Here is a 23138-nt window from a genome sequence, read left to right on the forward strand (position 1 = left end):
GGACATCCAGGCGGGGTGTCAGGGGGCGGTCTCGGCGCGCACTTCGCACGCCGTAGCGTCGTCGTCCATGGGCGGCTTCGCGCCGCGCAGCGTCAGGTTCGGCAGGAACAGCGTGAGCACGATCGTGACGGCGGCGATGGCGGCCGCGACGACGAACACCAGGTCGAGGCCGTCGGTGAACGCCTGCCGCACGACGAGCCGCACCGGCTCGGGCAGGTTCGCGACCACCGTGGGGGACTCCATGACCGCCGACAGGTCAGTCTTCCCGAATCCGGCGGCCTCCTGCGGCGTCAGCTCCGCGAGCGCGCCGGGCAGGTTCGCGGCGAGCTCGTCGTTCAGCTTCGAGGTCATGACGGCGCCGAGCACCGCGGTGCCGACCGCGCCGCCGAGCGAGCGGGCGAAGTTGTTGGTGCTCGTGCCCGCGCCGAGGTCCTCGATCCGCACGATGTTCTGCATCGCGAGCACCAAGGGCTGCATGAACATGCCCATGCCGATGCCGAGGACCAGCAGGTACAGGCCGGAGAGCCACAGCGGCGTCTCGACGTGGAGCTGCGTGAACAGCCCGAGCCCGGTCGTGATGACGACCGACCCGGCGACGAGGAACCACTTGTAGCGCCCGATCCGGGAGATCACGAACCCCGAGGACACCGAGGTGAGGACCATCCCGGCCATCATCGGGATCATGAGCAGGCCCGACGCGGTCGGGGAGTAGCCGCGGACCATCTGGAAGAACAGCGGGATGTACACGATCCCCGAGAACATGCCGACGCCGAAGACGAGCGCGATGACGCTGGCGAGCGCGAACGTGCCCTGCCGGAACATCCGCAGCGGCAGGATCGGCTCCTCCGCGCGGGTCTCGACCACCACGAACACCACCGTGAGGATCGCCGACACCGCGAACAGCCCGATGATGACGCCCGATTTCCACGCGTAGTCATTGCCTCCCCACGTCACGGCCAGGAGCAGGCACACGACCGCGGGCACGAGGCACGCCGCGCCGAGGTAGTCGATGCGCCGCGGCCGGGTCGGGAAGGTGTGGCGGCGCAGCACCTGGTCGACGGCGATCATCGCGGCGAGGCCGAGCGGCAGGTTGATGTAGAAGATCCAGCGCCAGTCCACTTCGGAGAGCCAGCCGCCGAGCACGGGCCCGGCGACCGAGGAGATCCCGAAGACCGCGCCGAAGAACCCCTGGTACTTGCCCCTCTCGCGCGGGGAGACGACGTCGGAGACGACGGTGAACGCGAGGGAGATGAGCCCGCCGCCGCCGAGGCCCTGGAGGCCGCGGAAGACGATGAGCTGGAGCATGTTCTGCGACAGGCCCGCGAGCGCCGACGCGGTGAGGAAGATGACGATGGCGACGAGGATGACCGGCCGCCGCCCGTACAGGTCCGAGAGCTTCCCGTACAGCGGCGTCGAAGCGGTGGTCGCGATCAGGTACGCGGTGACGACCCACGTGTAGTCGCCCATGCCGTCGAGGTCGCCGACGATCGTGGGGAGCGCGGTGCCGACGATGGTCTGGTCGAGGGACGCGAGGAGCATCGTGAGCATGAGCGCGCCGAAGAGCGTGTACAGCTCTCTCTTGCCCATGCCCGCAGCGCTCGGCCGTTCGTCGCCCATGGTTCCGAGCGTATGGCCCGCCTCCGCGGAGGCGGGCCGAAACGGGCCTATTGGGGCTTCTTGTCGACCGCCCACGATCCGGCCGGGACGATGACGTGCCCGACCTGCGCTTCGCTCTCGGTGTGGTTGACGATGAACCGCCACTCGCCGCGGTCGACGACGTCGACGCCGCGCCCGCCGGGCCCGGCGAGTTCGAGCTCCTCGAAGAGGCGGTCCCAGGCGTCGTCGGCGAGCTTGCACGAGACGTACCAGGCCTCGCCCTCGCCGAACGGATTGACGGTGACGGCGGGCTGGCCCTCGATGAGCTCGCCGGTGGCGTACTGGGTGACGCACTGCGCGCCGCGCAGCTCCACGAGCTCGCAGAACCGCTCGGCGGCGCCGAAGTTCCACAGGGCGCGCCGCTCCCCGGCGGGCTGGGGGAGGTGCTCGGTGACGCGGATGCCGAACAGGTCCGTGAGCCCGCCCAGGTACCCGTCGAGCCACACCTGGCAGTGCTCATCGACGGCGCCGGTGAGGTAGGACGCGACGAGTCGCCCGCCCCCGGCGGTGAACCAGCGGAGGTTCTCGGCCGCGGCCTTGGAGAGCACGTACGTGGTCGGCGCGATCACCGTCGAGTACTTCGACAGGTCCCCTTCGGGGGACGCGAAGTCGACCACGACGCCGCGGTCGCGCAGGACGCGGTGGATCTGGGCGACGTTCTCCAGGTAGTCGACGGGCGCGGGCAGGTGCGGCCGGGCCGTGGCCCACCAGGACTCGGTGCTCCACAGGATCGCCACGGTGGCCTCCACGGGCGCTTCGACGGTGTGGGCGATGCCCGGCAGCGTGTTCCCGAAGTCCACCACCTCGCGGAACATGCGGGTGTTCTTGCCCGCGTGGGGGACGAGCGCGGAGTGCCACTGCTCGGCGCCGCCGCGCCCGGCCCGCCACTGGAAGAACAGGGCGCCCTTGGAGCCGCGGCTGATGTGGATCATCGAGTGGCGGGCCATGCGCCCGGGGGACTTGGCGACGCTGCCGTCCTTGGAGTGCACGGTGGCCGCGGCCTGCTCCATGAGGAGCCAGTCGCCGCCCCCGGCCCAGGACCGGGACAGGTCGGCGTGGAGGGCGCTCTGCTGCTCGGCGCGCTCGTCGGGGTGGGACGGGTAGGAGTCGAACGCGACGAGGTCGACCTCCTCCGCCCACTTCCACGGGTCGACCGGGACCCATTGGCCGAACACGAAGTTCGTGGTGATCGGGACCTCGGGGTTCGCCTCGCGCAGGAGGTCGCGCTGCTCCTTGTAGTGCTCCAGCATCGCGTCCGAGGTGAACCGCTTGAAGTCGAGCTCGTGGGCGGGGTTGGCGAGGTACTGGGTGGCGCGCGGGGCGAGGATCTGGTCCCACTCCCCGTAGTGCTGGCTCCAGAACGAGCCCCACCAGGCGGCGTTGAGCGCGTCGAGCGTCCCGTACTTCGCTTCGAGCCATTCGCGGAAGGCCCGCTCGGCGTGCTCGGAGAACGACGCCGACCCGTACTCGTTGTGGACGTGCCACATCGCGAGCGCGGGGTGCTCGGCGTACCGCTCGGCGAGGGCGGCGGCGATGCGCCGGGACGCCTCCCGGTACGCGGGCGCGCAGACGTCGTACGTGTCGCGCGAGCCGTGGACCTGCCGGACCCCGTCGGGGCGCGTGTTCAGGGCGTCGGGGTGCGCGAGGGTGAACCACGGCGGCGGGGAGGCGGTCGGGGTGGCGAGGTTGACGCGGACGCCGCCGGCGTGGAGCTTGTCGAGGACGGTGTCGAGCCATGCGAAGTCGTACTCGCCTTCGCGCGGTTCCAGTCGCGCCCAGGAGAACACGCCGACGGTGACGAGGTTGACCCCGGCTTCGCGCATGAGGAGGACGTCGTCGTCCCAGACCTCCTCGGGCCACTGCTCGGGGTTGTAGTCGCCGCCGTAGCTCAGGCCGTCGAGTCCTCGGGGCCAGTCCATGGGTCCTCCGCGCATCAAGGGGTCAGTTAGTTGCCACACAAAACTAACTGGCTTCGGGTGTTTTGCCCAGCCTAATGCGAGTGGACCACGCGACAGGTCCCGGTCAGTGCCCCCGGCCCGCTACTGCGCCGCGGCCTGGAGCGCCTGGAAGCGCTCGAATCGCAGCCGCTCGGGCCACGTGTCGTCGAGCGGCGGGAGCTGCGCCGGATCGGTGCCGACCGCCCACGCCAGCAGCAGGTCCGCGAGCTTCGGGTTCCGGGCCAGGCCCGGGCCGTGCATGTACGTGCCGATGACGTGCCCCGCCCAGGCGCCCTCGGTCGCGCCGTCGTTGCCGACGCCCGCGGTGACCCGCGCGAGCGGCTGCACGGCCTCGCCGAGGTGGGTGCGCCCGCCGTGGTTCTCGAACCCGGTGATCGGGCCGATGCCCAGCTGCGGGTGGGCGTCGCCCGCGATCTCGCCGACGGCCCGCGACGGGCCCCGGTCCGAGCGCAGGTCGAGGATGTTCAGGCCCTCGTAGGCCCGGCCGTTCGCGTAGAACGAGGAGCCGAGGAGCTGGTAGCCCGCGCAGATCGCGAGGATCGGCTTCCCGGCCTCGGCGGCGCGGGAGAGCGCGCCGTCCTGGAGGAGCCGGTCGGCCGCCACGGCCTGCGGGCCGTCCTCGCCGCCGCCGATGAGGTACATGTCCGCGGTGTGCGGGATGTGCTGGTCGCTGCGGATCTGCATGGGCTCCACGTCGATCCCGCGGGCGCGGGCCCGGTGCGCGAGCACGAGGAGGTTCCCCCGGTCCCCGTAGGTCGACAGGAGGTCGGGGTAGAGCCAGACGATGCGCAGGGTGCTGATTGCCACGGTCGGTCGCTCTCTTCTCGCTAGTTGACCCGGTTGAATTCGGCGCGGATGTCCTGGAACGCCGTGTAGTTCGCGACGACCTCCACCGGGCCCGGCGGCACCGCCGCGATGGCGGCCCTGATGTCGTCCACGACCAGGAAGTCGACCCCGTCGACCTCCAAGCGCACGGCCAGGTCGGTGCGCCGGTCGCCCGTGACCACGACCTTCCGGCCCGCCAGCGACGTGAAGTCCACGTCGTAGATCCACGACGTGTCGAAGCCGTCGACCTCGCGCGCGTTCAGCGACAGCACCACCGGCGGCACCGGGTCGATCATGTCGAACGACTCCAGCCAGCCCGCCGGGTTCTTCGCCAGCAGCAGCCGCAGGTGCCGCCCGTCCCGCTCGACCTTCGCGTACCGGCCCGCGACCGACGCGACCTCCGACAGCCGCGGCGCCGCCTGCGCCGGGTCCACCCCGAACAGGCTCGCCACCGCGAGCGCGGTCGCCGCGTTCGCGCGGTTCACCCGGCCCGGGAGCTGGAGGTTCAGGTCGTAGCGGCGCCCGTCCGGGCCCACCACGGCCTCGCCCTGGTGGGCGACCGACCACTGCGGGCTCGGCCGGTTCAGGCCGCAGTTCGTGCAGCGCCAGAACTCGCCGAACCGGTCCAGGTGCGCGCCGCAGTTCGGGCAGATCGCCGAGTCCGCGGTCCAGCTCTGGCCCGCCGCGACCCACACCACCCGCGGGCACACCGACGCGGCCCACACGATGAGCGGGTCGTCGGCGTTCGCCACGATCGTCGACTGCGCGCCCGACGCCTGGAGCGTCTGGCGCCACTTCGCGGCGAGCGCGGTCACCTCCATGGCCCGGTCCAGCTGGTCACGGGAGAGGTTGAGCAGGGCCACGACCTTCGGGTTCGCCGCGTCGAGCAGCTGCCCCAGGTAGTGCTCGTCGCATTCGAGCGCCGCGTACTCGGCCTTCGGGGCCTTCGCGAGCGCCGTCGTGTGCCCGGTCGGCATGTTCGCGCCGAACGAGTTCGTGGCGACCTTCCCGATCGCCTCCAGCGCGGCCGTCGTGAACCGCGTGGTCGTGGTCTTGCCGTTGGTGCCGGAGATGAGCACGACGTGCCGCCCCTCGGCGAGGAGTTCGAGCAGCCGGGGTTCGACGATCAACCCGACCCGGCCGCCGATCACCGAGCCGTCGCCCCGGCCCGTGGCGCGCGAGAGCGCCGCCGCGGTCCTGAGGAGCGTGGTGGCGAATTTCGCGCGTGGGGTCAGATTCGCGCTCATGCGGGCTCGCTTTCGGCTTGAACGGACACGGCGACTGCTGAGAAGAGTTTGTCACACGGCTCGGCGCAGGCGTGACGAGCGGCGGTGAAGCGTGAGGCGCCCCGCGCCGGCGGAGCCCGCCCGCCGCCGCCCTCCACTGTGACCGATCGGGGACGATCCGTGCGCGGGATCGGCGACGGAACGTGCGCATCGCGTCGCGCACCGTCGGAACCCTTGCGGCCCAGGCCACTCGGACGGGTGAACAATGAATGAAACTCACCTCTTGGCCCCCCTGTTGCGCAAGCGTCACTCCACTCCCCTCCACCACCTCTGACCAGCCCCGACGCCGCGCCCAACACGGATGCCACGCGGAAACAACCCCCAAAGGTGGGGGAGAGTGGAGTAAGGTGGGGCGCAATGGCGGGGCAGGTGACCCGCCGGAGCGGTCGGGGAGGCCGCGCAGTCTGAGAGTCACGGGGGGTGGCGCCGATGTTCCTCGGCACCCATACCCCGCGCCTGGACGACAAGGGCCGCGTCATCCTTCCCGCCAAATTCCGGGAAGGACTGGCGGAAGGAGTCGTGATCACCAAGGGCCAGGAGCGGTGCCTCTACGTGTTCCCCGAAGCGGAGTTCACCCGCATCGCCGAGAACCTCCAGCAGGCCCCCATGTCGAGCAAGACCGCGCGCGCCTACAGCCGCGTGTTCTTCGCCTCGGCCCACGACGAGATCCCCGACAAGCAGGGCCGCGTCACCATCCCGCAGCGGCTCCGCGACTACGCCGGACTCGACCGCGACCTGGTCGTCATCGGCGCCTCGAACCGCGTCGAGATCTGGAACGCCCCGACCTGGGACGAGTACCTGGAGGCCTCCGAGGAGGCCTTCGCCGACATCGAAGAGGGCGACCTGCCCGAAGGAATGTGAGAAGGAGGTGAGCGGAATGAACGACGCCCCGCACGTGCCCGTCATGCTGGACGAGGTGCTCGGCTACCTCGCGCCCGCCGCGTCCCGGCCGGGGGCCGTGTACGTCGACGCCACCCTCGGCGCCGGCGGCCACGCCGAGGCGATGCTCACCGCGCACCCCGGACTCACCGTCATCGGCGTCGACCGCGACCCGAACGCCCTCGACCTCGCGTCCAAGCGCCTCGCCGGGTTCGGCGACCGGTTCGTCCCGGCCCGCGCCGTCTACGACGCGATCCCGGACGTGCTGCGCGACAACGGCTTCAAGGCGCTCGACGCGGTCCTGTTCGACCTCGGCGTCTCCTCGATGCAGCTCGACCAGCGCGACCGCGGCTTCGCCTACAGCCAGGACGCGCCGCTCGACATGCGCATGAACCCCGACGACGAGCTCACCGCCGAGATCGTGGTCAACACCTACGAGCCCGGCGAGCTCGTCAGGATCCTGCGCACCTACGGCGAGGAGAAGTTCGCGACCCGCGTCGTCTCGGCGATCGTCAAGGCCCGCGACCGGGCCCGGATCACCTCCAGCAGCGCGCTCGCCGAGCTCGTCAAGGACGCCATCCCGCAGGCGGGCAAGCGGACCGGGGGCAATCCCGCGAAGCGCACCTTCCAGGCGCTCCGGATCGAGGTCAACGGCGAGCTCGACACGTGGGAGCGGGCGCTGCCCGCCGCCCTCGACGTGATGAACCCGGGCGGGCGGATCGTCGTCCTCTCGTACCACTCGCTCGAAGACCGCATCACCAAGCAGGAGCTGGCGAAGCGCGCCAGGTCCAACAGCCCCGCCGGACTGCCCGTCGACCTCCCCGGCACCGAGCCCACCTTTCGACTCCTTACGAAGAAGGCCCAGCAACCGACCCAGACCGAACTCGACCGGAACCCGCGATCGGCGCCCGCCCGGCTCCGCGCGGCCGAACGCATCGCACCGTCCACAGGAGCAGGAGGCGCAACATGAGCGACCAGTACCGTCGCGCTCAGGCCGACCCCGAGGAGATCATCAAGGCCGCCCGCCGCCGGGCCCGCGCCGCGTCCTCGCGGCGCCGCGGCCTCGTCGGCGACGCCTCCGACGCCCCTGCCTTCGACGGGAACCTCGCGGTCCAGCCCGCGCCCGCCGAGGCGCCGGCCGAGGCCCCCGCGGCCCCGGCCGCGCCGCAGCGCGAGACCGTCGTCATCCCGCGGACGAAGACGAGCGAGCGCACCTCCGCGAAGCCGGCCCCCGAGCCGGTCGAGGTGCCGCGCCCGGCGTTCGTCGGCGGCATCGTCGGCCTCGTCGTGGCGGGCATCGTGGGCCTGCTGCTGCTCAACTCGGTCATCAACGAGGACGCCTACCACCTCCAGGACCTGCGGAACCGGTCGGGCGAGCTGGACCAGACCGAGCAGGCGCTGTCGGACGAGCTGACGAACCTGAACTCGCCGAACAACCTGGAGGCCCAGGCCTCGCTGTTCGGGATGGTCCGCCCCGACAAGGTGACGTACCTGTACCTGCCGGGCGGCGAGACCGTCGAGCTGCCCTGGAACGAGGACTAGGAGTTCGATGACCGAAGCCGATCCCCCGCGCCGGCGCGACCCCTCCTCGATCAGCCGGGCGCGCCGGTACACGCCTCGCGGACGCACCGTCCGCGAGGCGGCGGAGGCGGGAGAGGACAACCGGGCCAGGGAGAACGGGGCGCGCGACCGCGAGGCCGCGCGCCGCGAGCGCAACCGGGCCGCGCAGCAGGAGAGCGGGACCGAGGACCTCGCGGCGAAGCGCCGCCGCGAGGCCGCGGCCCGCTCCCGCGAGCGGCGCCAGCGCGAGACCGGCGAGATCCCCGAGGCCCGCACCGAGTCCCGCCCCGCCCCCCAGAGCACCCGCCGGACCGCGCGCTCGGAACCGGTGCGCCGCACCGGGACCGTGCGCTCGACCGCGACCCGCCGCACCGAGAACGTCGGCCCTCAGCGCCGTCCGCTGTCGCGCGAGACCGGGCCGGTCGCCGTCAAGCCGCTGCCGAGGCTCCCGAAGCTGGGGAGCCCGCGGCGGCGCCTGCGCATGGCCGCGGCGTTCGTCATGATCCTGCTCGTGCTCTCGGGCACGCGCCTGATCCAGCTCCAGGTCACCGATTCCGCGGCGTACGCGGCGGAGGCGCTGAACCAGCGGCTGACGACCGAGCCGCTCCCGGCCGAGCGCGGGGCGATCCTGGACCGCAACGGGAACCGCCTCGCCTACTCGATCGAGTCGAACTACATCGCGGTCGACCCGGGCATGGTCGAGGGCGACCCGGCGGAGCTGGCCGCGCTGCTCGCGCCGCTCCTGGGCCGCAAGGCGTCGGAGATCGAGCCGATCATCGCGACGAAGGAGTCCGCGCAGGGCGACGCGATCCGGTTCGCGTACCTTCAGCGCGGCGTCGACATCGCGGTCGGGAACCAGATCGAGGACCTGAAGAACCCCGGGCTGATCGTCGGCGACGACGAGCGGCGCGTGGTCCCCGGCCACGACCTGGCCGCGAACCTCCTCGGCTTCACCGGCGGCGACCAGGGCGAGGGCCTCACCGGCATGGAGGCCGAGTACGACGAGTGGCTGCGGGGCACCGACGGCGAGGTCTCGTACGAGCGCAGCCAGTCCGGGCAGCCGATCCCGGGCGCGTTCTACCGGGAGGAGCCGCCGGAGCCGGGCAACGACCTCCAGCTGACGATCGACGCCGACCTCCAGTTCCAGGTGCAGAAGATCCTGGAGCAGACGGTGACCGACCACGACGCGACGTTCGGCTCGGCGATGGTCATGGACGTCCACTCCGGCGAGATGCTGGCGATGGCCTCGACGCCGACGTACGACGCGGCCAACCCGTTCGAGGTCGACAGCGACGAGGCGTACCGCGACTACGGCACGCAGGCCACTGTGGACCCCGGCTCGATCCACAAGGCGATCGTGTTCGCCGCGGCGCTCGAAGAAGGGTGCATCACCCCCGACGGGACGATGCAGGTGGACCAGACGATCACCAAGGGCGACCAGGAGTACCACGACACCTACCAGCACGGCGACGCCGTGCTGAGCCTGGCCGGGATCATCGCGCAGTCCTCGAACGTGGGCACGATCGAGCTCGCCGACTGCATCGGCAAGGAGAAGCTGTACGAGTACCAGCGGGCGTTCGGCCTCGGCGAGATCACCGGCGTGGGCGTCGCGGGCGAGGCCACGGGCATCCTCCAGGAGCCGGAGAACTGGTCGGGCACCTCGTACGGCTCGGTCCCGATCGGCCACGAGGGCACGGCGACGATCATCCAGATGGCGGCCCTGTACGCGGCCATCGCGAACGACGGCGTGTACGTGCAGCCGACGGTCATCGACCACAAGATCGAGGCCGACGGCACCGTGGTGGAGCAGGAGGAGCCGGAGACGCGGCGGGTCATCTCGACCGAGACCGCGCAGCAGCTCCAGTACCTCCTCCAGGCGCCCATCGCGGCCGAGACGGGCACGGGCCGCAACGCGGAGCTGGAGAACTACCACCTGGCCGGGAAGACCGGCACGGGCGGGCTCGTGGTCGACGGCGAGTACGCGCCGGGCAACGTGGCCTCGTTCGTGGGGTTCGCGCCGGCCGAGGATCCGCAGTACGTGGTGGCCGTGAGCGTCTACGTCCCCGGCGGGGGCGGCGGCGGTTCGACCACCGGCGAGGCGTTCAAGGAGATCAACGAGTTCGCCTTGGGCTACTTCGGGGTTCGTCCCGCGACGACCCCGCCTCCGGTGTTCGACGTCTGGGGCTGACGGAAGAATTCAGTGCGGCGCAGCCGCTCCGGTCCGGGATGCGGGCGGGGCGACGGGTGCGGGGTGATGCTCGCCGGAAACCTCCCCGAGGGGGAATCGGGGGTCGGCGTCCGGCGTTAGCATCGAAGGCGTCAAGGAAGAAGGAGCCGATTGTTTTGAACGATGACCCTTGGGCACTGTGTGAAGTCCTCGCCGAGCCGCCGGAGGCCCGGGGAGCGGTGCTGCTGCACTTCCTGGACGGGTTCATGGACGCGGGCCAGGCGGGACGCGGGGTCGTGGACCACCTGTTCAAGACCTGCGAGCACACGCCGATCGCCTCATTCGACGTCGACCAGCTCATCGACTACCGCTCCCGGCGGCCGAACCTGACGTTCTCGATCGACCGCTGGTCGGACTTCGAGGCGCCGCAGCTGGTCGTCTACCTCATGCGCGACGCCTCGGACCGCCCGTTCCTGCTCATGACCGGCCCCGAGCCGGACTTCGCCTGGGAGCGGTTCGTGGACTCCGTGGAGGACCTCGTCGAGCACTGGCACGTGCCCCTCACCCTGGGGTTCCAGGGCATCCCCATGGGGGTCCCGCACACCCGCGCGCTCGGCATGACCGTCCACGCGACCCGCCCCGAACTGGTCTTCGACAACCGCCCCGTGTTCAACGAGGTCACGGTCCCCGGGAACGCCGCGGGCCTGCTGGAGTACCGCCTCGGCGAGTCCGGCCGCGACGCGATCGGCCTGTCGGTGCACGTGCCCCACTACGTCATGCAGATGACCTACCCGGCCGCGACGATGCGGCTCCTGGAGGGCATCCGCGAGGCCACCGGCCTCGACCTGCCCGCCGACGCGGAGCTGGAGACCGAACGCGCCCAAGTGGACACGGACATCGCCGAGCAGGTCGCCGAGTCCGACGAGGTCGCCGACGTCGTGAAGACCCTTGAGGAGCAGTACGACTCGTTCACCGAGGCCGCCGACGCCGACGAGATGCTCCAGGAGGGCCGCATCCCCACCGCCGACGAGATCGGCGCGGCGTTCGAGCACTTCCTTGCCGAGCGCCAGCGAGGTGAGGACGAGAAGTAGGGCCTCGCGCAGCGCGACAAGAAGGACGACGACTAGAAAGCACACGTGGACGGGGCCCGACCTTCCGGTCGGGCCCCGTTTCGCGTTGCGGCACTTGCCTACTTGTGCTTGTTCTTCGAGGCGGTGCGCCCGCGCTCCTTCTGGTCCAGGACGACCTTGCGGATGCGGACGGTCTCGGGCGTGATCTCCACGCACTCGTCCTCGCGGCAGAACTCCAGGGACTGCTCCAGCGACAGCGCCCGCGGCGGGACCACGTTCTCGGTCGAGTCCGCGGCGGCCGCGCGCATGTTGGTGAGCTTCTTCTCCTTGGTGATGTTCACGTCCATGTCGTCGGAGCGCGAGTTCTCGCCGACGATCATGCCCTCGTACACCTCGGTGGTCGGGCCCACGAACAGCGTGCCGCGCTCCTGGAGGTTGATCATCGCGAACGCGGTGACCGCCCCGGCCCGGTCGGCCACCAGGGAGCCGTTGTTGCGGGTCTGGAGCTTCCCGAACCACGGCTCGTGCTTCTCGTAGATCGAGTGCGCGATGCCCGTGCCGCGGGTCTGCGTCAGGAACTCCGTGCGGAAGCCGATGAGGCCGCGGGAGGGCACCAGCCACTCCATGCGGATCCAGCCCGAACCGTGGTTCGTCATGGTCTCCATGCGGCCCTTGCGGGTCGCCATGAGCTGCGTGATCGCGCCCAGGTGCTCCTCGGGGGAGTCGATCGTCAGGCGCTCGACGGGCTCGTGGGTCTTCCCGTCGATCTCCTTCGTGACCACCTCGGGCTTGCCGACGGTCAGCTCGAAGCCCTCGCGGCGCATCTGCTCGACCAGGATCGCCAGGGCCAGCTCGCCGCGGCCCTGCACCTCCCAGGCGTCCGGGCGCTCGGTCGGGAGCACGCGGAGCGACACGTTGCCGACCAGCTCGCGGTCGAGGCGGTCCTTCACCAGGCGCGCGGTCACCTTGTGGCCCTTGCCGCCCTTGCCGACCAGCGGCGAGGTGTTCGTGCCGATCGTCATCGAGATCGCCGGCTCGTCCACGGTGATGAGCGGCAGCGCCACCGGGTTCTCCGGGTCGGCCAGGGTCTCGCCGATCATGATGTCGGGGATGCCCGCGATCGCGCAGATGTCGCCCGGCCCGGCCTTCTCGGCGGGCTTGCGGGTGAGCGCCTCGGTCATCATCAGCTCGGTGATGCGCACGTTCGACATGGTGCCGTCGCGCTTGATCCACGTGACGGTCTGGCCCTTGCGCAGCTCGCCCTCCTCCACGCGGCATAGCGCGATGCGGCCGAGGAAGTTGTCCGCGTCGAGGTTCGTCACGTGCGCCTGGAGCGGCGCGCCCTCGGTGTACTCCGGGGCCGGCACGTGCTCGATGATCGTGTCGAAGAACGGCTTCAGGCTGTCGGAGTCCTCCGGGACCGTCCCGTCCTTCGGCTTGTTCAGCGAGGCCACGCCGTCGCGCGCGCACGCGTAGACGATCGGGAACTCGATCTGGTCCTCGTCGGCGTCCAAGTCCAGGAACAGGTCGTACGTCTCGTTGACGACCTCGTCGATGCGCGCGTCGGGACGGTCGGTCTTGTTGATGCACAGGATGACCGGCAGGCGGGCGGTCAGGGCCTTGCGCAGCACGAAGCGGGTCTGGGGCAGCGGGCCCTCGGAGGCGTCGACCAGCAGCACCACCGCGTCCACCATGGACAGGCCGCGCTCGACCTCGCCGCCGAAGTCGGCGTGGCCGGGCGTGTCGATGATGTTGATGATCATCTCGGAGCCGTCGGCGGGATTGGCGTAGTGGACCGCGGTGTTCTTCGCGAGGATCGTGATGCCCTTCTCGCGTTCCAGGTCACCGGAGTCCATGACGCGGTCGTCGACGGCGGCGCCCTCGCGGAAGGCGCCGGCCTGCTTGAGCATGGCGTCGACGAGGGTGGTCTTGCCGTGGTCGACGTGGGCGACGATGGCGATGTTTCGCAGATCAGAGCGTGTAGACACGACGACAATTGTCGCTCAGTGAGCCCGTCCACCTCGCGTCAACCCAGGTGATCGCGGACACCCCGCCCCCGCCACACCTGAGAGTACTGCTCACATTGTTGCTTTCCATGACAGATCGTCCGCGCTTTCATACACTGCCGTGCTATGGGCGTATTCCATATATCCATCCGATTCGTTATGGTTCTCGCGCTCGCCGCCGGAGCGATCCTCGTCGGCGCGCTCCCCGGCTACGCCAAGATCACCGGCGCGGTCGTCTCGACCACCTCCGGCACGATCAACGTGCGCTCCGGACCCGCCACCGACCAGAAAGCGGTCGGCACCCTCGCCAAGGGCGCCAACCCCGAGGTCTACTGCAAGGCCCGCGGCGAGCAGATCGCCGGGCACGTGCGCACCTCCTCCACCTGGCTGCGCATCGGCACCGACCGCTGGATCTCCAACGGCTACGTCGCCTGGTCGCCCTCGCAGGACGTCCCCTGGTGCGCCGCCAAGACCAAGGCCCCCACCGGCTCCAGCGTCACCACCGGCGGCGGCGAGCTCAACGTCCGCGCCGCCGCCTCCTCCACCGCCGGACGCCAAGGAGGCCTCGCCAACGGCGCCGGCGTCCTCGTCCAATGCCAGGTCTGGGGCCAGCAGGTCGACGGCACCGCCGGGAAGTCCGGCGTCTGGTACAAGGTCGGCGACAAGCGCTACGTCTCCGCCGCCTACATCAAATGGAGCGCCGGCCTCCCCTGGCTGCCCTGGTGCGGCCAGGACTCGCCGACGATCCCGCGCGGCGGCAACCAGGGCTTCATCGACGCCCACGCCGCCGCCGCCCAGGCCAGCGACCGCGACACCGGCGTCCCCGCCTCCGTCACCCTCGCCCAGGCGATCCTGGAGACCGGCTGGGGCAAGGGCGCGCTGGCCCGCGAGGACCACAACCTGTTCGGCATGAAGTGCTTCGGCTCGCCCGGCGACCACGCGCTCGGCTGCCGCGACTACGCCACGTTCGAGTGCAGCCCCACCGGCGGCTGCTTCGACATGGACGCCACGTTCCGGGCCTACGCCTCGGTCGAGGACTCGTTCCAGGACCACGGCGACCTGCTCTCGAACTGGTCCCGGTACGCCACCGCGATGGACCACGCCGACGACGCCAAGCGCTTCGCCACCGAGATCCACAAGGCCGGGTACGCCACCGACCCGAAGTACGCGGAGAAGCTCATCGGGATCATGGACGACTACGACCTGTACCAGTACGACTGAACGGGTGATCTCGAACGGGCCGGGGCAGGCGCCCCGGCCCGTTTTTCCGTGCGATGAAGGATGAGTGAAAGCTCACAGTCAAGGCGGAATCCGCAGCTCCGAGCGAGGTAACCTCGACGAGCGGCCCGCCGCGGGCGCGACTCCGGCGCCTTTTCGAACAGCGGGCCTCCCAGAACTGTCGGACCCGAACGTTAGATTCCCACCGTGGCCAACGAGCACTCATCGACCGAACCGAAGAACCAGCACTCCGCGGGGACGATCGTCGTCCGCGGCGCGCGCGAGCACAACCTCAAGGACGTCGACCTCGACCTGCCCCGCGACTCCCTGATCGTCTTCACCGGCCTCTCCGGCTCCGGGAAGTCGTCCCTCGCGTTCGACACGATCTTCGCGGAGGGCCAGCGCCGCTACGTCGAATCGCTCTCGGCCTACGCCCGCCAGTTCCTCGGCCAGATGGACAAGCCCGACGTCGACTTCATCGAGGGCCTCTCCCCGGCCGTCTCGATCGACCAGAAGTCCACCTCGCGCAACCCGCGCTCCACCGTCGGCACCATCACCGAGATCTACGACTACCTGCGCCTCCTGTACGCGCGCGTCGGCGTCCCCCACTGCCCGCAGTGCGGCGAGGAGATCGGCCGCCAGTCGCCGCAGCAGATCACCGACCAGATCATGGCGATGGACGAGGGCACCCGCTTCCAGGTGCTCGCCCCCGTGGTCCGCAAGCGCAAGGGCGAGTTCGTCGACCTGTTCGCCGACCTCCAGCAGCAGGGCTACGCCCGCGCCCGCGTCGACGGCGAGGTGTACGCGCTCACCGACGTGCCCAAGCTCAAGAAGCAGGAGAAGCACGACATCGACGTGGTCATCGACCGCCTCGTCGTCAAGCCCTCCTCCGTGCAGCGCGTCACCGACTCCGTGGAGTCCGCGCTCGGCCTCGCCGACGGCGTCGTCGAGCTCGACTTCGTCGACGTCGCCGAGGACGACCCGGCGCGCACGAGACGCTTCTCCGAGAAGCTCGCGTGCCCCAACGACCACCCGCTCCAGCTCGACGAGCTGGAGCCGCGCACGTTCTCCTTCAACGCGCCGTTCGGCGCGTGCCCGGTCTGCCACGGCCTCGGCGTGCGCAAGGAGGTCGACCCGGAACTGGTCATCCGCGACCAGGAGGCCACCATCCGGGACGGCGCGCTCGCGCCGTGGTCCTCGGTCGGCATGGGCGACTACTTCCTGTACCAGATCGTGTCCCTCGGCGAGGCCGTCGGCTTCGACGTCGACACCCCCTGGGCCGACCTGCCCAGCCGCGCCCAGAAGGCCGTCCTGTACGGCTACGACGAGACCCTCCAGGTCGCCTACCGCAACAAGCGCGGGCAGCGCCGCTCCTACGAGACGCGCTTCGAGGGCGTCGTGCCGTGGGTCGAGCGGCGCCACCACGAGACCGACTCGGAGTGGACGCGCGAGAAGTACGAGCAGTTCATGCGGGAGATCCCGTGCTCGACCTGCGAGGGCACGCGCCTGAAGCCCGAGGTCCTGGCGGTCACCGTCGAGGGCCTGTCGATCCACGAGGTCTGCACCCTCTCGGTCAACGACTGCTCCTCGTTCTTCAACGCGCTCAAGCTCTCCGACCGCGACACGATGATCGCCGCGCCGATCGTCAAGGAGGTCACGGCCCGCCTGCGCTTCCTGCTCGACGTCGGCCTCGACTACCTGACCCTCGCCCGCGCCGCCGGGAGCCTCTCGGGCGGCGAGGCCCAGCGCATCCGCCTCGCCACGCAGATCGGCGCGGGCCTTGTGGGCGTCCTGTACGTGCTCGACGAGCCCTCGATCGGCCTGCACCAGCGCGACAACAACCGGCTCATCGCGACCCTGGAGCGCCTGCGCGACCTGGGGAACACGCTCATCGTCGTCGAGCACGACGAGGACACCATCCGCATCGCCGACCACATCGTCGACATCGGCCCCGGCGCTGGCGAGCACGGCGGCGCGGTGATCTACTCCGGGCCCGTCGCGGGCCTCACCGACGCCGAGGGCTCCATCACCGGCGACTACGTCTCGGGCCGCCGCCACATCCCGGTCCCGGAGCAGCGCCGCAAGCTCGAACCGGGCCGCGAGCTCGTCGTCAAGGGCGCCAGGGAGAACAACCTCAAGGGCATCGACGTCGCGTTCCCGATGGGCTGCATGGTCTCGGTGACCGGCGTGTCCGGCTCGGGCAAGTCGACGCTCGTCAACGAGATCCTCTACAACACGCTCGCCTCGGAGATCAACGGCGCCAAGCTGGTCGCGGGCAAGCACCGCACCATCACCGGCCTCGACGGGGTCGACAAGGTCGTGGGCGTCGACCAGTCCCCGATCGGGCGCACGCCGCGCTCGAACCCGGCGACCTACACGGGCGTGTTCGACAAGGTCCGCAAGCTCTTCGCGGGCACCCCGGAGGCGAAGGTCCGCGGCTGGGGCCCGGGCCGGTTCTCCTTCAACGTCAAGGGCGGGCGCTGCGAGGCGTGCGGCGGCGACGGCACGCTGAAGATCGAGATGAACTTCCTGCCCGACGTGTACGTGCCGTGCGAGGAGTGCGGCGGGGCCCGGTACAACCGGGACACGCTCAAGGTCCACTACCGCGGCAAGACCATCTCCGACGTCCTCGACATGCCGATCGAGGAGGCCGCCGACTTCTTCGAGCCGATCCAGTCGATCCACCGGCACCTGAAGACCCTGGTGGACGTCGGCCTCGGCTACGTCCGCCTCGGCCAGCCCGCCCCGACCCTGTCGGGCGGGGAGGCCCAGCGCGTGAAGCTCGCCTCCGAGCTCCAGAAGCGCTCGACCGGCAAGACCGTGTACATCCTCGACGAGCCGACCACCGGCCTGCACTTCGAGGACGTGCGCAAGCTCCTCGGGGTGCTCGACGGCCTCGTCGACAAGGGCAACACGGTCATCACCATCGAGCACAACCTCGAAGTCATCAAGTGCTCCGACTGGGTCATCGACCTCGGCCCCGAGGGCGGCGACAAGGGCGGCACCCTCGTCGCCACCGGCACTCCGGAGGAGATCGCCGACATCGCCGCGAGCCACACCGGCGAGTATCTGCGCCCGCTCCTCGGCCTCGAAGGCAAGGCCAACGGCACCGGAGCGGCCGCGAAGCGCGCCCGCTCCGGCAACGGCCGCACCAGGAAATAGCAACACCACGACACGAGGGGCGCGGCCGCCAGGCCGCGCCCCTCGTGCATTGGGCCGTCGCATCGCGGCGGCGCGTCGTAGGGGGTTGGGGGGCTTGGGGAGTGCGAGCATCTGTAGATGCTGTACGCCGGGGCGGTCGTGGTCGCGATGGTCGTGGTGCCGGGGCTGCGGCGGGCGGTGGCGGTGGCGACCGATCGGCGGCCGGCGCCGTGGCTCGTCGCGGCGGTCTCCGTCGGGGCGGCGCTGCTGATCGTCTGGCGCGGTGAGGGTCTGCCGCACCTGGCCGCGCTGTCCCTTGTGGCCGCCTCCGGGATCGCCGCCGGGTGGATCGACGCGTACGAGCGGCGGCTGCCCGATGTGCTGATCCTGCCGCTGTTCCCCGCGGTCGCCGCCTTCCTCGTCGCCGCGGGCGACGGCGACCGGCTGCTGCGGGCCGCGGCGGTCGCCGCCGCGGCGATGGTCCTGTTCGGCATCGCCTGCGCCGCAGGGCAGGTCGGGTACGGGGATGTGAAGCTCGCGGGGCTGCTCGGGATGGTGCTCGCGTGGAGCGACTGGGAGACCGCCGCGGTCGCCCTCGCCGCCACCGCGTTCATCGGCGGGGGACAGGCGGTGGTCGCCATCGCATTGGGCCGCAAGGACTTCCCGTACGGCCCCGCGATCCTCCTGGGGGCCGCGAGCGCGCTCGCCCTCGGGCCGCTCGCCGGTTCCTGAATGCGAGTTAGGTTCGGGCGGAGAAACTGTCGTACCCGTGGGGCAGGATTGAATATGGGGGGTCCCCAGGGGTCCGATTTGTGGAGACGCTCCCGAATTCAGGTGTCACTCGATCGGTTCGCGGTTTTCCCGATTTCGCCTTGCTCGGGCGGTGGCGTAGTTATATTCATGGCCGACCTGGCATCAAAGGGTCACAAGAGACACCCGAGCACTGAGAGGTGACAGTGATTCGTTTCATCGCCAAATCCGCCGTTGCGGCGGCAGCAGCCGGAATGCTCGCCGTGGGGATGGCCGCGCCGGCGCTGGCCGCGGAGACCACCGCCCCGACCACGGAGTCGAGCTACGAGTACGACCCGCAGGACTTCGGCGGCGTCAACTTCCTGTCGAACCTCTGCATCGGCAACTGGAGCGGCGACGTCATCAGCCTGCTCAACGTCGCCAAGAGCGACGTGACCGACCTGTGCAACGGGTGGGACCAGAACCCGAAGGGCGTCAACGTGGCGTCGAACATCTGCGCTCTCAACTGGGACTGGAGCAACGCCGCCAGCCTCGGTCTGCTCGGGACCTCGGACGTGGACAAGGTCTGCAACTGGTCGAAGCACCAGAAGCCGGCGAACCACTAGCCGCGGCGGCGCTCTCCGCACCGGGAGCGCGCGTCGAGGGGCGGCCATCGATCGATGGCCGCCCCTTTCGCCGTCTCCGGGCTCACCCTTCCCGGTCGCGGCGCGGTGAAGCGCTCATGCGGCTGCCGCTATTTGGCGGTGCAGCCGACCCATGACGGCGCGATCGCGGGCCGCCCGTCCTTTGCGCCGATGAACCCGAACGTGAACGTCCGGCCCGGTTTCAGCGCGAGGCCGCCGGCCACGTCGGTGGCCGTGACCACCTGGCCGTCCTGGTCGAGCTGGACGCTCCACGAGTTCACGATCGACTGCCCGGTCGGGAGCGTCCACGTGAGGGTGATGTCCTCCAGCGGCACGGTCCCGGTGTTGGTCACCAGGATCTGCGCGTTGAACCCGCTCGGCCACTGGCCGTTGATCCTGTACTCGACGTCGCAGCTCGGCGCGGTGCGGACCCCGCCGGACTGGTCGGCCGCGAAGTTCGCGACCTGCGCCAGCGACGCGTTCCAGTTCACCGTGAGCTCGTTCGTCGACCACGACCCGATGTCGTCGATGTAGCACCGCTGCGGCGCGCAGTCGGTGAGCCACCGCTGCGCCACCGGGTCCCACGTGGACGCGACCGAGTTCGGGCCGCCCGAGAGCGTCCCGGCGGGCGGGTTCGGCAGCGACGGGTCGAGCTGGTGCGCGTACCACCGGCTGTGCTGGTTCTCGGAGAAGTGCGAGCCGTACCCGGTCACATAGGAGTTCCCGAGCGCGTTGCGGCCCAGGATGTAGTCGAGGCCGGAGAGCACGCCGTCGCGGTACTGCGACTCGCCCGTGAGGTCGAACGCGGTGCCGATGACCACGAGGCGGTTGAGCACCACGCTGTTCGAGCCCCAGTCGAAGACGCCGTTCGCGCCGTTCCCGAGGTCCCACGGGCTCGCGTCCTGCTCGGCCAGGTAGTGGTCCGCACCGGCCACGACCTGCGCCACGACCTCGTCGCGGCCCGGGAGCGCGTTCGGCACGAGCGCCAGGTCGAGCTTCGCGAGCTGCGCGACCTCGCCCCACCAGAAGCCGCCCGCGGTGAACACGTCGGCGTCGTGGAGCTTCGAGTCGAGCACGAAGTCCTCATAGGTCTTCTCGCCGGTGGTCAGGAACAGCTCCGCGGCCGCCCAGTAGAACTCGTCCTCGACCTTGGAGTCCCCGTAGGGGCCGCCGCCGTCGGGGCTCGTGTCCGGCGCGTAGACGTCCGGGTGCGCGAGGGCCGCGGCCCACGCGGTCTCGGCCGCCTCCAGGGCCCGGGCCGCGAAGTCGGGGTCGTACGGCTCGAACAGGCGGGAGGCCTGCGCGGCCGCGGCGGCGAGGTTCAGCGTGGCGGCGGTCGAAGGCGGGTAGAGGTAGCGGGCCTGCGGGTCGTCGGCGGGCAGGAGCGGCAGGCCGGTCCAGTGCTCGTCGTGGATCTTGTGGTGCGCCATGCCGGCGAGTTCTTCACCGGCCGGGACCTGCATGGACATGAGGAACTCGACTTCCCAGCGGGCCTCGTCGAGGACGTCGGGGACGCCGTCGCCGTGCTCGGGGATGCGCATCGAGCCGTCGGCGAGCCGCCCGGTGTCGCCGGTGGGCGCGTGGAGGGCCCGCTCGTAGACCGACAGGAGCTGCGCGGCGGAGATGCCGCCGTTGACGACGTACTTGCCGTGGTCGCCCGCGTCGTACCAGCCGCCGGTCACGTCCAGCGTGTAGTCGCAGGCGTCGGCGTAGCAGGGGACGGCGCCGTCGCCCTGGTTCGGCGCGGTGTCGGTGTGGCCCGCTTCGCGGCCGTACCCGGGCGCGACGGCGTCGTCGATGGCCAGCCCTGAGCGCTGCGGGTAGTAGAACGAGATCGCGTCGACCGCGAGGTCGCGGTAGGCGTCGCCGCCGATCGCGAACGGGTAGGACGTCTCGCCGTCGGCGGTGATCGTGAAGCCCTCGCCCGCGGCGGTCACGCCCGAGAAGTCGATGACGTGGACCGACTCGCCCGACGTGGACTCGGCGCCGAACGGCGCGGTGTCGCCCTCGGCGACGAGCGTCCCTTCGGCGTCGAGGAGCTGCCAGGGGAGCGCGTCCTCGGCCTCGGTCACCAGCGTGGCCCGCTTGGGCCCGTCCTGGAGGTAGGCGACCTGGTTGACCCGCACGCGCGGGCCGGTGTCCGGTTCGTACACGGGCGGTTCGGCGCCGGTGAGCAACTTGACCTCCGATAGGCAGAGCTGCCACGGGTCGGCGTGGCGGCCGATCTGGAACGCGAGCTGCGCGTCCGTCCAGTCGGCCCCGGCGGTGAAGGTGTAGCTGAAGTCCTGGGACTCCGCGCCCAGGAGCGGGAACTCCTCCAGGGCGGTCGGCCACGGGTCGACGGGGCGCTGGACGAGGGCCCGGACGCTCACGTCCGTCGAGGCCCGCGCGGTGAACTGGAGCTCGTACGACTCGCCCGAGACGAGCGGCAGGCCGTCCTGGCCGACGATGGCGTCCCAGGCGTTGGCGGTGCCGCCGGGGACGTCGATGCACCACTCGCCGGCGTCGACGGCGCCGGTGAGGTTCGCGGTGGTCCACCACCCGGCGGTGCCGTTCGCGAAGTCGCCGTTGGTGATGAGGTCGGTCGGCTCGTCCTGGGCCTGCGCGGCGGGAGCGGCCGCGGCCGCCCCCAGCGCGAAGGCGGTCGCGGCGACGAGTGCCAGGTGTCGGCGCCGGGATCGGATCGGTCGTGCGGGTCGCGGCATGGGGGCTCTCCTCGCGGGGTTGGGAGCGATTCCACGCACATCCTGTCATTGAAATTCGTGAATGTCAAGGCGGAGTGGTCAGCGCTGGGTCGGCGGCCCGCTCGTGCCGCGCACGACCAGCTTCGACTCCAGCTTCAAGGTCGCGCCCGGCTCGCGCACGCCCCTGAGCTGCTCGTCCGCAGCCTCGACGGCGAGGCGCGCGAGCCGCGGCACGTCCTGGCGGACCGTGGTGAGGTCGATGTGGCTGAGCCCGGCGATGTGCGAGTCGTCGTAGCCGACGATCGAGACCTGCTCGGGGATCTTCACCCCGGCCCGGGTGAACACGTCGAGCAGGCCGATTGCGCACTGGTCGTTCGAGGCGAACACCGCGGTCGGCAGCTCCGCGTCGTCGGCGAGCATCCCGCGCGCGGCGTCCTGGCCGCCCTCCTCGGTGTGGTTGCCGGGGATGATCCTGATCCGGTCGGCGAGGCCGTGGGCGCGCATCGCGTCGCGGTAGGCGCGGCGCCGCTCGGGCGCGCCGGGCTTCGAGCCGCCGTCGACGTGCGCGATGTCCCTGTGCCCCAGGCCGACGAGGTGGTCGACGACCTCGCGGGCGCCGGGCCGGTCGTACGAGGTCACGATGTCCACGGGCGCGCTCTTGAGGTGGCGCCCGAGGACGACGACCGGGAGTCGCGCTCCCAGATCGGCGATGTCCTCCTCGCTGATCGTCGGCCCGCACAGCAGCAGCGCCTCGCTGCGGTGGCCCACGAGCGCCTCGATGGCCTTCTGCTCGTCGCGGCTGGGGACCGCGGCGCTGAGCACCAGGTCGTAGCCGAGCTCCTCGGCGGTGGGGTAGATGGCCTCGACGAGGTCGACGTGGTGGGGGTTGCGCGCGGTGAACAGCACGCCGAGCACCTTGCTGCGGCCGCGCGCGAGGAGCCGCGCGGCCATGTCGGGCTTGTAGCCGAGGCGGGCGGCGGCCTCGAAGACGCGCTCGCGCGTCTCGGGGCTCGCGCCGGGCTGGTCCCTGAAGACGAGGGACACGAGGGCGCGGGAGACGCCGAGCTCGGCGGCGACGTCCGCCATGGTGGGCTTGCGCGACCGCGGTGCCGGGGAGCGGTCGGCGCCTCTGCGCGGGTTCGGGGGGGTCATCGGGTCGTGGTCCTTCCGATCTACTCGTAATGAAGTTTTTCATACGCGACCCCTTGACCGGGCGACGTGGCGCATGCCATTCTAACGGTACTAGCGCGCTCTAGTAGCGCGCGCTAACCAGACATTCTCGTACCAAACGGCGACCGCCCTTCCCGGTGGTCGC

16 protein-coding genes are annotated in these 23138 nt (G+C 70.8%); 9 read left to right on the forward strand and 7 right to left on the reverse strand.

Translation table 11 applies throughout. The features are described 5' to 3' along the window. Positions 1–18: 18 nt before the first annotated feature. The 4 genes from B0I28_RS14775 to B0I28_RS14790 all read right to left on the reverse strand — a co-directional run bounded on the left by B0I28_RS14775 (position 19) and on the right by B0I28_RS14790 (position 5686). Complete coding sequence (locus B0I28_RS14775) at positions 19–1617, reverse strand: MDR family MFS transporter (RefSeq protein ID WP_106364607.1); 1599 nt, start codon at positions 1615–1617, stop codon at positions 19–21. Between the two features lie 47 nt (positions 1618–1664). Further along, positions 1665–3575, reverse strand: a complete 1911-nt coding sequence (locus tag B0I28_RS14780) for a beta-galactosidase (protein WP_106364608.1) — start codon at positions 3573–3575, stop codon at positions 1665–1667. A gap of 120 nt (positions 3576–3695) precedes the next feature. Further along, a complete protein-coding gene (locus B0I28_RS14785) occupies positions 3696–4421 on the reverse strand; it encodes a type 1 glutamine amidotransferase (RefSeq protein WP_106364609.1) in 726 nt (241 codons plus the stop codon). A 20-nt stretch (positions 4422–4441) separates the two neighbouring features. Then, positions 4442–5686 carry a Mur ligase family protein gene (locus tag B0I28_RS14790; protein WP_219926770.1) on the reverse strand — a complete coding sequence of 415 codons (1245 nt, stop codon included), beginning with the start codon at positions 5684–5686 and terminating at the stop codon, positions 4442–4444. Positions 5687–6154: 468 nt separating this feature from the next. On the opposite strand from B0I28_RS14790, the gene mraZ reads away from it, so the two are divergent. The 5 genes from mraZ (at position 6155) to B0I28_RS14815 (ending at position 11422) form a co-directional block, all read left to right on the forward strand. After that, positions 6155–6586, forward strand: coding sequence for a division/cell wall cluster transcriptional repressor MraZ (gene mraZ, locus B0I28_RS14795; protein WP_106364785.1), 432 nt, complete (start codon positions 6155–6157; stop codon positions 6584–6586). 16 nt (positions 6587–6602) lie between these two features. Continuing rightward, positions 6603–7574, forward strand: coding sequence for a 16S rRNA (cytosine(1402)-N(4))-methyltransferase RsmH (gene rsmH / locus B0I28_RS14800; RefSeq protein WP_106364610.1), 972 nt, complete (start codon positions 6603–6605; stop codon positions 7572–7574). Beyond that, positions 7571–8146 carry a cell division protein FtsL gene (gene ftsL / locus B0I28_RS14805; RefSeq protein WP_106364611.1) on the forward strand — a complete coding sequence of 192 codons (576 nt, stop codon included), beginning with the start codon at positions 7571–7573 and terminating at the stop codon, positions 8144–8146. Before rsmH ends, ftsL begins: the two co-directional genes overlap by 4 nt. A 7-nt stretch (positions 8147–8153) precedes the next feature. After that, entirely contained in the window at positions 8154–10352 is a 2199-nt protein-coding gene (locus B0I28_RS14810) for a peptidoglycan D,D-transpeptidase FtsI family protein (RefSeq protein ID WP_106364612.1), read from the forward strand. Between the two features lie 155 nt (positions 10353–10507). Continuing rightward, on the forward strand, positions 10508–11422 hold the full coding sequence (locus tag B0I28_RS14815) for a proteasome assembly chaperone family protein (RefSeq protein ID WP_106364613.1): 915 nt from the start codon (positions 10508–10510) through the stop codon (positions 11420–11422). 98 nt (positions 11423–11520) lie between these two features. Here B0I28_RS14815 and typA read toward each other — a convergent pair whose 3' ends face one another. Further along, complete coding sequence (gene typA / locus B0I28_RS14820) at positions 11521–13389, reverse strand: translational GTPase TypA (RefSeq protein ID WP_106364614.1); 1869 nt, start codon at positions 13387–13389, stop codon at positions 11521–11523. Between the two features lie 177 nt (positions 13390–13566). Here typA and gsmA point away from each other — a divergent pair, with 177 nt between their 5' ends. From gsmA to B0I28_RS14840, 4 genes are all read left to right on the forward strand, one after another. Further along, the gene (gene gsmA / locus B0I28_RS14825; protein ID WP_106364615.1) at positions 13567–14628 is read left to right on the forward strand and encodes a sporangiospore maturation cell wall hydrolase GsmA; all 1062 of its coding nucleotides are present in this window, start codon (positions 13567–13569) and stop codon (positions 14626–14628) included. Between the two features lie 204 nt (positions 14629–14832). Beyond that, positions 14833–17787 carry an excinuclease ABC subunit UvrA gene (uvrA, locus tag B0I28_RS14830; protein ID WP_219926772.1) on the forward strand — a complete coding sequence of 985 codons (2955 nt, stop codon included), beginning with the start codon at positions 14833–14835 and terminating at the stop codon, positions 17785–17787. Between the two features lie 117 nt (positions 17788–17904). Further along, entirely contained in the window at positions 17905–18498 is a 594-nt protein-coding gene (locus B0I28_RS14835; RefSeq protein WP_106364616.1) for a prepilin peptidase, read from the forward strand. Between the two features lie 218 nt (positions 18499–18716). Beyond that, entirely contained in the window at positions 18717–19121 is a 405-nt protein-coding gene (locus B0I28_RS14840) for a hypothetical protein (RefSeq protein WP_146148110.1), read from the forward strand. Between the two features lie 128 nt (positions 19122–19249). On the opposite strand, the gene B0I28_RS14845 is transcribed toward B0I28_RS14840, so the two are convergent. Both B0I28_RS14845 and B0I28_RS14850 read right to left on the reverse strand, forming a co-directional pair. Next, positions 19250–21844: a glycoside hydrolase family 9 protein gene (locus B0I28_RS14845; RefSeq protein ID WP_106364618.1), complete on the reverse strand. Its 2595-nt coding sequence runs from the start codon at positions 21842–21844 to the stop codon at positions 19250–19252. A gap of 78 nt (positions 21845–21922) precedes the next feature. Then, positions 21923–22975, reverse strand: a complete 1053-nt coding sequence (locus tag B0I28_RS14850) for a LacI family DNA-binding transcriptional regulator (protein ID WP_245888983.1) — start codon at positions 22973–22975, stop codon at positions 21923–21925. Positions 22976–23138: the final 163 nt, after the last annotated feature.

Origin of the sequence: Glycomyces artemisiae, assembly GCF_003002955.1 — a bacterium.
GTDB lineage: Bacteria > Actinomycetota > Actinomycetes > Mycobacteriales > Micromonosporaceae > Glycomyces > Glycomyces artemisiae.

What these genes read in the sequence shown, in the direction of transcription:
- B0I28_RS14775 (WP_106364607.1), bottom strand. Translation starts at nt 1,617, where the DNA reads ATGGGCGACGAACGGCCGAGCGCTGCGGGCATGGGCAAGAGAGAGCTG.
- rsmH (WP_106364610.1), top strand. Translation starts at nt 6,603, where the DNA reads ATGAACGACGCCCCGCACGTGCCCGTCATGCTGGACGAGGTGCTCGGC.
- mraZ (WP_106364785.1), top strand. Translation starts at nt 6,155, where the DNA reads ATGTTCCTCGGCACCCATACCCCGCGCCTGGACGACAAGGGCCGCGTC.
- B0I28_RS14835 (WP_106364616.1), top strand. Translation starts at nt 17,905, where the DNA reads ATGCTGTACGCCGGGGCGGTCGTGGTCGCGATGGTCGTGGTGCCGGGG.
- ftsL (WP_106364611.1), top strand. Translation starts at nt 7,571, where the DNA reads ATGAGCGACCAGTACCGTCGCGCTCAGGCCGACCCCGAGGAGATCATC.
- B0I28_RS14850 (WP_245888983.1), bottom strand. Translation starts at nt 22,975, where the DNA reads ATGACCCCCCCGAACCCGCGCAGAGGCGCCGACCGCTCCCCGGCACCG.
- B0I28_RS14810 (WP_106364612.1), top strand. Translation starts at nt 8,154, where the DNA reads ATGACCGAAGCCGATCCCCCGCGCCGGCGCGACCCCTCCTCGATCAGC.
- B0I28_RS14845 (WP_106364618.1), bottom strand. Translation starts at nt 21,844, where the DNA reads ATGCCGCGACCCGCACGACCGATCCGATCCCGGCGCCGACACCTGGCA.
- gsmA (WP_106364615.1), top strand. Translation starts at nt 13,567, where the DNA reads ATGGTTCTCGCGCTCGCCGCCGGAGCGATCCTCGTCGGCGCGCTCCCC.
- B0I28_RS14790 (WP_219926770.1), bottom strand. Translation starts at nt 5,686, where the DNA reads ATGAGCGCGAATCTGACCCCACGCGCGAAATTCGCCACCACGCTCCTC.
- B0I28_RS14780 (WP_106364608.1), bottom strand. Translation starts at nt 3,575, where the DNA reads ATGGACTGGCCCCGAGGACTCGACGGCCTGAGCTACGGCGGCGACTAC.